Annotated in this window: 5 protein-coding genes; all 5 read right to left on the bottom strand. The window is 64.5% G+C overall.

Annotated features, from left to right (window positions below; translation table 11 throughout):
• Positions 1-484, bottom strand: a 484-nt coding sequence (locus PHS32_RS23565) for a DUF3443 family protein (protein ID WP_301081939.1), incomplete at its 3' end; no start/stop codon positions are given.
• Positions 465-941, bottom strand: a complete 477-nt coding sequence (locus PHS32_RS23560; RefSeq protein ID WP_301081938.1) for a DUF2844 domain-containing protein — start codon at positions 939-941, stop codon at positions 465-467. The genes PHS32_RS23560 and PHS32_RS23565, both read right to left, overlap by 20 nt.
• On the bottom strand, positions 938-2,032 hold the full coding sequence (locus PHS32_RS23555; RefSeq protein ID WP_301081937.1) for a hypothetical protein: 1,095 nt from the start codon (positions 2,030-2,032) through the stop codon (positions 938-940). Before PHS32_RS23555 ends, PHS32_RS23560 begins: the two co-directional genes overlap by 4 nt.
• Positions 2,033-2,104: 72 nt before the next feature.
• The gene (locus PHS32_RS23550) at positions 2,105-4,288 is read right to left on the bottom strand and encodes a hypothetical protein (protein ID WP_301081936.1); all 2,184 of its coding nucleotides are present in this window, start codon (positions 4,286-4,288) and stop codon (positions 2,105-2,107) included.
• Positions 4,289-4,399: 111 nt separating this feature from the next.
• The gene (locus tag PHS32_RS23545; protein WP_301081935.1) at positions 4,400-10,594 is read right to left on the bottom strand and encodes a cytochrome c3 family protein; all 6,195 of its coding nucleotides are present in this window, start codon (positions 10,592-10,594) and stop codon (positions 4,400-4,402) included.
• Positions 10,595-10,656 lie beyond the last annotated feature (62 nt).

Raw genomic sequence — 10,656 nt, 5'->3', positions numbered from 1 at the left:
CCCCCGCCATACGAATACCCGCTTTGGCCAAAGGACCCCAGACGTCGCCGAGAACGAAGGGGTAACACTCCACGGCGGTTCCACCGGGCGTATTGAGTTGCGCATTGGCCGCCAGCGTCACCGGCGGCAGGGACAAACCGACGACACTGCTTTTGAGCACGCGCAGACCGTAGGAACCGGTATCGAGAAAGACATGATCGATCGTCACGCAGGCGCTTGAGTTCGGCGCGCACACCGTGACCGTGACGTAGGGGATATTTGCCGCACCCAGCGAAAAGCTGCCCGGACCGGAATCGACAATCACTTCGGTCGTATTAGACCCGGTTGGCGTGTCCAGGATGGCCGTGCTCGCCACCGATCCGCTTCCCAGTCCACCACCGGAATAGGTGGTGACCGACGAATTGCCACCGCCACAGCCGGTGACAGCGGCCAGGACCGAACAGGCGGCCAGAAGAAGACGCGCCCTAGCGCAAAGTGTCGGCATCGAAGCCCTCCGGAACCAGCGTCGGCACATAGGCCAGGCCGGCAAAGGCGTTCATCCGTCCGCCCTGATGAAGAACCAGATCGGGTTGGCGCACGGAGCGCAGCATTTTGCTGCCGGCAACACCCGAAGCCGCATTCTGCCGGCCCGTGTACAGAACAAAATTGGGCCCCAGCAGTTGCTCCAGATCAGGCTTCAATCGGGTCCGCCAGGAGACCGCAAATACCACCCCGGCAGCATTCACATACTCCTTGATGCTGGAACCATCGGGCAAGCTGATCTCGTGGGCATTCATGCGCCCGGCCATGCTCTGGCGGCGCTGGCCCTTGAAGTAAAGCTGATCCGCATCGACCGAGTCGGCTGTCTCACCCAGAACGGCCCGTGCCTGGCTGGCACAGAACAACAGGCCACAGGACAGCGCCAGCAGCCGGCTGCCACGCGACAATGCCGACCCTCTCACTTAAGCACCTCGGTAATCTCCAGCTTCAGGTTTTTGCTCCCGACCGGCACCGGTGCCGATACACCTTCCAGATCTCCGGCCACCGGCGTCACATTGCCGCGCGCCGAGATGCGGGCCACGACAACCACCGAAGACAATTTCGACAAGCTGACCTCGGGGACCATGCCCATGGAATCATCCAGTGTGAAGTTGAACGGCAGGTCGCTGACTTTCTTCCGCAGCAACGCGACCGGCATGCGCGAACCGTCCACCGGGCGCGCGTACAGGAACAGCGTGGCCTGGGCCGGCGCCTTGGCGCGCAGGTCGTCAGCCAGCCAGACCCGTCCGGACACTTGCGCCGGTGCCCCGGCAAGCACGCTGGCGCTGGCTTTGCCCTGCACCGGGATGGCCGACCCGGCAGAGGTGGCCGCCGACGGGGCCTTGGCTTGCGCGATGCTGGCGTCGATCTGGCGCTGCAAGCCCGGGTCGGTGGCCGCGGCACGCGCCCGCTCCAAATAGGCAATCGCCTGCGCGTAGTCTTTTTCTTCCAGGTAGGCGGAGCCCGTCAACACCAGCGCCTTGGTATTCTTCGCATCAATGGCCAACGCGCGTTTCAGCAACGCAGCCGGCTCCCCCTTGAAGGATCGGCCATTGACCACCGCCAGCACGTCAGCGTGGTCGGCCAGCGCTTGTGCGTCGTTGGGCAAAAGCTGCGTCAATGTCGTATAGGCTTTGGACGACTCGGCAAATTTACCCAGCATCTCGTAGGAGTGCGCCAGCATCGCCCAGGCGGGAGCATTCTTGGGCTCTTTCTGCGTCAGGACCAGCGCCTGCGCCACCATGCGCTCAAGCTGCTCGTCGGACAGGGCTTTCAGCGACTTCGGCGCCCCGCCGCCGGCAGCTGAAGAGGCTGCCGGACCGACAGTGGGCATGACCGAAACCGGTTTGCTGGAATTTCCGGAGAAATACAGATAAGCGCCCCCTGCCAGGACCACCGACAGGACGGCCAGGGCAAGCCATACTCCCGGCACCCCACTTTTCTCGGCGCCGGCTGTTGCTGGCGCCGCGCCAGCGCTGGCATCCAGGGCTTGACTCTCGGGCTGTGAACTCAATTTGTGCTCCTTGCAATCTGCGCCAACGGGAGGAAGGCTGCGCAGGCTCTGGCGCCAGCCGGCAAGCGCTGTTTAGAACAATTCATGGCGCAGTCCAAAATAGAAAAATACCGAGTTCGTGGTGTCCTGGTTGGTCGGTCCCTGATTCGTCGAATGCTCGACCATGCATTCGCCCATGACACTGGTCCGCTTGGACCAGTTGTAGGAAGCGCGCAGTCCCGGCGTCACGCGGGTCATTCTGGAACCCTGAACATCCTGCTGCACGTAGACCCGCATGGAAGGCTCCAGAGTGATCTTGTTGTCGGCAAAGCCGGTCAGGTTGTTATAGGCCAGTTGAGCACCATGAAAAAACGGCGTCGACAACAGGCTCAGGTTGAAATTGTTGATGTCGCGCTTGGAGTAGAGGTTCGAGCCGGTCAGTTGCAGCGAAAGACCGTACTGGGCGCCGGTTGCGGGCGTCGCCTCGAAGTTGCCGACCGCCGGCAGTTCGCCGATATCGCTGAAGCGGATATCTCCGGTGGCCTGCCACTTCTCGCCCAGGGGCTTCGAAACGCTGAACAAAATCTGGCGCGCCTGTGCCGTGGTCGCTCGGGCCGCTGCCAGGACCTCCTCCATGCTCTGCGTCTGCAGCAAGGCGTTCAACGAGGCGGCACCGCTACTGATCAAGGCATTGGTCACTTGCAGCGAGGGCGCTTTTCGCGAGTCCAGCAAAAGCGTGTAAGTGGTTTGACCGGCCCCTTGCATGGAACCCTGCACCGAGAAGGCATTCACCGCGTGAAAAAGCTGGTCGTAATCAAGCAGGGCGTACAAGGATCCGCGTTCGTCCGAGTAACGCAACTCGGTCCCGATGGCGCGGCGGTTGGCGATCCCCTCGGTGGACTGGTTCAGAAGGTACATGTCGCCGCTCAAGTTGCCAATGATCGAGTCGGCCTCCACCATGGCGGCGAACAAGCGTTCGCCCGGCGCCGAAACCAGCGGATTGGCTGGCGCGCCACCCATCACATTGACACGCAGCCCCGGGCGCACCGGATAGGTCAGCGAAACACCATCGAACATGCCCAGCAGCCCGCCGTTGATCGCCGATTGCCGGCCAACGCGGGCCGCCATTCCGCTGGCGGTCTGGCGGTAATCGATATACGCCGCATTCAGAATGCTGGTGTTGTTGGAGGTCTCCGACAGGTTGGCCGATCCGGTGCCTCTGAAAACCGCCCGGATATCCGATGCTTCGGTGGTATAGCGTGCGCCCAGATCAAGATTGGTGACCAGCGCCGACTCGGTGGTTTTGGTCAAGGTCGATTGATCGATACCCGAGTCCAGGTTCACCAGCGACTGACTGCGCGATTTGCCGCCGAAGTAATACTGTGCCACGCTGCCGGTGTACTTGACTCCGGACTGCTGGGCCGCCAGCGGTTGGGCGGCTTGCGCCGGGGCCTCCGGTTTGGTCGGGGCCACCCCCATCGAAGCCAGTCGCTGCGCCACCCGCTGAGCGCCCTCGCCGCTACGGAAAAGCTTCAGATAGAGTTCGTACTCCATTTTTGCGCGCGCCAGGTCGCCCGAGCGCTCCCAGGCCAGGCCCATCATTTCCTGCGCGTCCTGCGTTGCCGAATTGGGTGGCAACAGCAGCAACTGATTGAGCTGGGAGATGGCGGCTTCGGTGCGTCCCTTGCTCACGGCATCCCGGGCCGAGGCCATCAACTCGGCGGCACGGGCTTCCACTTCGGCAGACGCCAGCACGCCCGCTGGCGTGCCGGCCGGAGCCGGCAGCGCCGGGCCTGGCTGCGCTGCCGCCGTCCCCGGTTTTTCACCTGGCGGGGCCAGTGTCGGATGTGCCGCCGCGTTGCCGACCAGCACAATATCGATCACGTTGGGACTCTTGCCCTGGCGCGCCCGCACCTGTGTGACTTCGCGCAATTGCAGCGTCATTTGCCGCATGCGGGTATTCGGCGCCGCATTCAGCACCAAGGTGAACTCGGGCGTTGCACCGGCCGCCGCGACATGCCGCGACTCGGCGACCATTTGTTTCAGCACCGCCTCGTCCGCCGTCAGCAACTCGATCTGCAATTGCACAAACTGCGTCGGCACCGTGGGGCTTTGCTGCACCAGCCGAACCGACCCGGAAAAGCTGACGTGGGCCACCACATCGTCGCCCTGGACCGCTACCGATACCTCGCTCAAGGTTTGCGCGCCGGCCTGTTGGGTCAGCGCGGCGAATACGCTGGCCAGCAGCCAACGTTTGATCGCGTCTCGACTTTGCATGATTACCTGCCTCCTCTCGGAGCCAGCGCCTGCGGCTGGACTCCCTGTTGGTTATTGACTTGAGCGTCGGCTGCTGCCACCCTTGGCTCAAGCGCTGTGTGACCCTGCATTTCAGGGGCCCGGGCGCACCGGAACCGGCTTCGGTCGGTTGTTGCCCCGCATTTGCCGTGGAATGATTTCACCGTTGGTGACATGACAACTGACGCACGTGCTCTTGTCCGCCTGGGGACGGTACAGGGGCGACAGGTGCGCGTACGACAGCGGCGTCCAGGCCACCGCGCGGTGGCAGGAATCACAGGATCGGGCGGTCACGAAATGCCCGCCCGGTTTGCCGCTGGCGCTGGTACTGTTGTGACAGCTTTGGCACTGGCCTGGCACGACGCCCTGGTGACTGAACTGCGCCGGTTTCCAGGCCGTGGTGCGGTGACAGCTGTCGCACGACATGCGCGTTTGCCGATGCTTGACAGGCATCCCGCTGGCGGTCTGCCCGTTATGGCAGGTCTGACACTGTCCCGGCAAGACACCGGCGTGATTGAATGCCAGTGCGCCGCCCGTGAGCATGGATGGACTCGATGTTTCACCGGGCATGACACGCTGGTTGACCGAATTCAGCGCGCCCCGCATCACCGGTCGAACGCGCGCTGCGTCGCTGAACTTGCTGTAGACCTTGATGTGACAAGGTATGCAGTCCTGACCCGCTTTGCGTCCCTCGTGGCCGACGCCCTTGGTCACCAGGTTGGTGACGCCGTACCACTTGTAGCCCCCTTCATGGCAAGACATGCAAGTCGCGGCGCCAACGGCCACGTGCGCCGCTGTATTGCCCTTCATGTTCATGCCGGCAAAGCTGGTGAAGACGCTGGCCGAATGGCATTTTTCGCAAGCAATCCCCGCTGCCGGCACGTGCGTCGACGAGGACGGTGCGGTGGGTGAACCACCGGCCAGCAAAGGCATGGCCTTGGGCTGGTAAGTCAAGGGCGGCGGCGAGGTGCAGGTGGCCTGCGTCGTACAGCCGGCAAACGGCCCGGCACCGGTACCCACGCTGTGGCAGGATGCGCAGCCGCTGCTGATGCCGTTGTGCAACACCGTGTTGCTGGCCAGGCCGGCGATCGAGAAATCACCTGCCACAACGTGACAGCTGGAACAGGTTCCACTGGTCGGAATGTGACCGGCCGGCTTGACCGCGCCCGAAAAGTAGTTGGTGCCGCTGTGGCACTGCGAACAGTCGCCGGTGCTGGGGTGCGCCGCATCGGCCACGCTAAAGGTTCCCGCCGCCGCTTTGGGCCGGGTCTGGAAGCCGGTGTACTGGGCCCCCGTGGTCAGCACCGTGGGGGCGATCGGGTACAGGTTGACACCCATCCAGACAAAATTCGTGTCATGGCAAGCGGAGCAGCCGCCGGTGATGCCGGCGTGAATCTGCGCCGTCGTCGGGGCCGGCGTGGCAAACGCCGTGCCCGGTGCCGTCTTGGTTGCCGAGGCCGCCACCATGCCGCTGGGCGTCGATCCCAGGTGACAGGCTTCGCAAGTGGTCAAGGACGGGATGTGCGAGTTGACGCCCATCGGAGACGTCGGCGGCATCACCACGATCTTGCTGATCCCGGCAAAGCTGGACCCGGTAATGCTGGGGCCATGGCAGGCAATGCAGTTGCTGGTGATGCCGGCATGGCTCATCAAGGAGTTGCTGAACTTGGCGCCATTGCCCACCGGCAGGCTGGCCACGCTGGAGCCGGCGCCGACGTGGCAGCTCTCGCAGGCGGCACCGGTCGGAATATGGTTGCTGGGCGGGCCTTGAATAGCAAAGTTGGCCGCTGGAATGGCAAAACCCGCCACCACACTGGCGGCGTGGCACTGCGCGCAGTTGGCTGTGGTGCTGGGCGCATTGGCGTGGATATTGGCCAGCGTCGGCATGACCGAGTAGTCGCTTGAGGTGTGGCAGGCCACGCACTGCGCCGTGCTGGAAGTCGGGATGTGGTTGCTCGGCTTGATTTCACCAGCAAAGAAATTGGTGCCGCTGTGGCACTGCGAGCAGTCGCCAGTGCTGGGGTGCGCCGCATCGGCCACGCTAAAGGTGCCCGCCGCCGCTTTGGGCCGGGTCTGGAAGCCGGTGTACTGCGCTCCGCTGGTCAGCACTGTGGGTGCGATCGGATACAGGTTCATGCCCATCCAGACAAAATTCGTGTCATGGCAACTGGAACAGCCGCCGGTGATGCCGGTGTGAATCTGCGCCGTCGTCGGTACCGGCGTGGCAAAGGCAGTGCCCGGCGCCGTCTTGCTCGCCGAGGCCGCCATCATGCCGCTGGGCGTCGAGCCCAGGTGACAGGTCTCGCAAGTGGTTGAAGACGGGATGTGCGAGTTGACGCCCGCCGGAGAAGTCGGCGGCATCACCACGATCTGGCTCACCCCGGCAAAACTGGAGCCGGTGATGCTGGGGCCGTGACAAGCCTGGCAATTGCTGGTGATGCCGGTATGGCTCATCAAGGAATTGCTGAATCTGGCGCCATTGCCCACCGGCAGGCTGGCCACGCTGGAGCCGGCACCGACGTGGCAGGTTTCGCACGCCGCTCCGGTCGGAATATGGTTGCCGGGCATCCCGACGATGCTGAAGTTGGCCGCCGGAATGGCAAAGCTGGCCGCCGCGCTGCCGTGGCACTGCGCGCAGTTGGCTGTCGTGCTGGGTGCATTGGCGTGGATATTGGCCAGCGTCGGCATGACCGCGTAGTCGCTTGAAGTGTGGCAGGCCACGCACTGCGCCGTGCCGGAGGTCGGAATGTGATTGGCCGGTTTGTCCTGGGCCGTGAAGTAATTGGTACCCGTGTGGCACTGCGAACAGTCCCCGGTGCTGGGGTGCGCCGCGTCGGCCACGCTAAAGGTCCCGGCTGCGGCTTTGGGCCGCGTCTGGAAGCCGGTGTACTGCGCTCCCGTGGTCAGCACCGTGGGTGCGATCGGATAGGCATTGACACCCATCCAGACATAGTTGGTGTCGTGGCAACTGGAGCAGCCGCCGGTGATGCCAGCGTGAATTTGCGCCGTCGTCGGGGCCGGCGTGGCAAACGCCGTGCCCGGCGCCATCCTGGTTGCCGAGGCCGCAATCAGGCCCGCGGGCGTGCTGCCCAGATGACAGGACTCGCAGGTCTGCGATGAGGGAATGTGCGCGCTGGCGCCCATCGGCGAGGTTGGCGGCATCACCACGATCTGGTTCACCCCGGCAAAGCTGGAGCCGGTAATGCTGGGGCCATGGCAGGCCAGGCAATTGCTGGTGATGCCGGCATGGCTCATCTTCGAGGCGCTGAACTTGGCGCCGTTGCCCACCGGCAGACTGGCCACACTGGAGCCGGCACCGACGTGGCAGGTTTCGCAGGCCGTCGTGATCGGCATGTGGTTGCTGGGCGGACCCTGGATCGTGAAGTTGGCCGCCGGAATGGCAAAGCTGGCCACCACACTGGCGGCGTGGCACTGCGCGCAGTTGGCGGTCGTGCTGGGCGCATTGGCGTGGATGTTGGCCAGCGTCGGCATCGTCGCGTAGTCGCCCGGTGTCGTATGGCAGGCGGAACACTGCGCCGTGGCCGAGGTTGGAATGTGGTTGCTCGGTTTGATTTCACCCAGGAAATAATTGGTGCCGGTGTGGCACTGCGAGCAGTCCCCGCTGCTGGGGTGCGCCGCGTCGGCCACGCTAAAGGTGCCCGCCGCCGCTTTGGGCCGGGTCTGGAAGCCGGTGTACTGGGCTCCGCTGGTCATTGTGGTCGGTGCAATGGGATAGGCATTGACACCCATCCAGACATAGTTGGTGTCGTGGCAACTGGAGCAGCCGCCGGTGATGCCGCTGTGAATCTGCGCCGTCGTCGGGGCCGGGGTGGCAAACGCCGTGCCCGGCGCCGTCTTGCTCGCCGAGGCCGCCACCAGCCCGGTCGGCGTGCTGCCCAGGTGGCAGGTCTCGCAACTGGTCGACGACGGGATATGCGAGTTGACGCCCACCGGAGAGGTCGGCGGCATCACCACAATGCTGCTGACGCCGGCAAAGCTGGCGCCCGTGATGCCGGGGCCGTGACAGGTGGCACAGTTGCTGGTGATACCGGCATGGCTCATCTTGGAACCGCTGAACTTGGCGCCGTTGCCGACCGGGGTGGCGGCAATGCTGGAGCCGGCACCGACGTGGCAGGTTTCGCAGGCCGTTGTGACGGGCATATGGTTGCCCGGCAGCCCGACGATGCTGAAGTTGGCGGCCGGAATGGCAAAGCTGGCCGCCGCGCTGCCGTGGCACTGCGCGCAGTTGGTCGTCGTGCTGGGCGCGTTGGCGTGGATATTGGCCAGCGTCGGCATGGTCGCGTAATCACCGGGCGTCGTGTGGCAAGCGGAACACTGCGCCGTCGCCGAAGTCGGGATATGGTTGCCCGGTTTGTCCTGGGCCGAGAAGTAATTGGTGCCGCTGTGGCATTGCGAGCAGTCGCCGGCATTCGGGTGCGTTGCATCGGCCACGTTGTAAGTGCCCGCCGCTGCCTTGGGCCGCGTCTGGAAGCCGGTGTACTGCGCTCCTGTGGTCTTGGTGGTCGGCGCAATGGGATAGGCATTGACACCCATCCAGACATAGTTGGTGTCGTGGCAACTGGAGCAGCCGCCGGTGATGCCAGTATGAATCTGCGTCGTCGTCGGGGCCGGCGTGGCAAAGGCGGTGCCCGGCGCCGTCTTGGTTGCCGAGGCCGCCACCATGCCGCTGGGCGTCGAACCCAAGTGACAGGTCTCGCAACTGGTCGACGACGGGATGTGCGAGTTGGCGCCTACCGGAGAGGTCGGCGGCATCACCACAATGCTGCTGACGCCGGCAAAGCTGGCGCCCGTGATGCCGGGGCCGTGACAGGCCGCGCAGTTGTTGATAACCCCTTTGTGGCTCATCAAGGAGTTGCTGAACTTGGCGCCGTTGCCGACAGGGGTAGCGGCAATGCTGGAGCCGGCGCCGACGTGGCAGCTCTCACAGGCGGCAGCGGTCGGAATGTGGTTGCCAGGCATTCCGACGATGCTGAAGTTGGCCGCTGGAATGGCAAAGCTGGCCGCCGCGCTGCCGTGGCATTGCGCGCAGTTGGCTGTCGTGCTGGGTGCATTGGCGTGGATATTGGCCAGCGTCGGCATCGCCGCGTAGTCGCCCGGTGTCGTGTGGCAGGCCGTGCACTGCGCGGTGCTGGAAGTCGGAATGTGGTTGCTCGGCTTGATTTCACCAGCGAAGAAATTGGTACCTGCATGGCACTGCGAGCAGTCGCCGGCGCTGGGGTGCGCCGCGTCGGCCACGCTAAAGGTGCCCGCCGCCGCTTTGGGCCGGGTCTGGAAGCCGGTGTACTGCGCTCCGCTGGTCAGCACCGTCGGTGCGATCGGATACAGGTTCATGCCCATCCAGACAAAATTCGTGTCATGGCAACTGGAGCAGCCGCCGGTGATGCCAGTATGAATCTGCGCCGTCGTCGGGGCCGGCGTGGCAAACGCCGTGCCCGGCGCCGTCTTGGTTGCCGAGGCCGCCATCAGACCGCTGGGCGTGCTGCCCAGGTGACAGGTCTCGCAGGTCTGCGATGAGGGAATGTGCGCGCTGGCGCCCATCGGCGAGGTCGGCGGCATCACCACAATGCTGCTGACGCCGATGAAGCTGGAACCCGTGATGCTGGGACCGTGGCAGGCGATGCAGTTGCTGGTGATGCCGGTGTGGCTCATCAAGGAGTTGCTGAACTTGGCGCCGTTGCCCACCGGCAAACTGGCCACGCTGGAGCCGGCACCGACGTGGCAGGTTTCGCAGGCCGCTCCGGTCGGAATGTGGTTGCCGGGCATCCCGACGATGCTGAAGTTGGCCGCCGGAATGGCAAAGCTGGCCGCCGCGCTGCCGTGGCACTGCGCGCAGTTGGCTGTCGTGCTGGGTGCATTGGCGTGGATATTGGCCAGCGTCGGCATCGCCGCGTAGTCGCCCGGTGTCGTATGGCAGGCCGTGCACTGCGCCGTGCTGGAAGTCGGGATATGGTTGGCCGGCTTGTCCTGGGCCGAGAAGTAATTGGTGCCGCTGTGGCACTGCGAGCAGTCGCCCAGGTTGGGGTGCGTTGCGTCGGCCACGTTGTAAGTCCCGGCTGCGGCTTTAGGCCGCGTCTGGAAGCCGGTGTACTGGGCTCCTGTGGTCTTGGTGGTCGGTGCAATGGGATAGGCATTGACGCCCATCCAGACATAGTTGGTGTCGTGGCAGCCCGAGCAGCCGCCGGTGATGCCAGTATGAATCTGAGCCGTCGTCGGGGCCGGCGTGGCAAACGCCGTGCCCGGCGCCGTCTTGGTTGCCGAGGCCGCCATCAGACCGCTGGGCGTGCTGCCCAGGTGACAGGTCTCGCAGGTCTGCGATGAGGGAATGTGCG

The sequence above is a fragment of the Rhodoferax sp. genome (assembly GCF_028714215.1).
In the GTDB taxonomy this organism is placed as follows: Bacteria; Pseudomonadota; Gammaproteobacteria; order Burkholderiales; family Burkholderiaceae_C; genus Rhodoferax.
Note: the sequence above shows the minus strand (reverse complement) of the source record. Positions and strands in the feature narration are given on the sequence as shown.

Bases quoted from the DNA above. Each gene is read 5' to 3' on its own strand.
- PHS32_RS23550 (WP_301081936.1), bottom strand. From the start codon at position 4,288: ATGCAAAGTCGAGACGCGATCAAACGTTGGCTGCTGGCCAGCGTATTC.
- PHS32_RS23545 (WP_301081935.1), bottom strand. From the start codon at position 10,594: ATGGCGGCCTCGGCAACCAAGACGGCGCCGGGCACGGCGTTTGCCACG.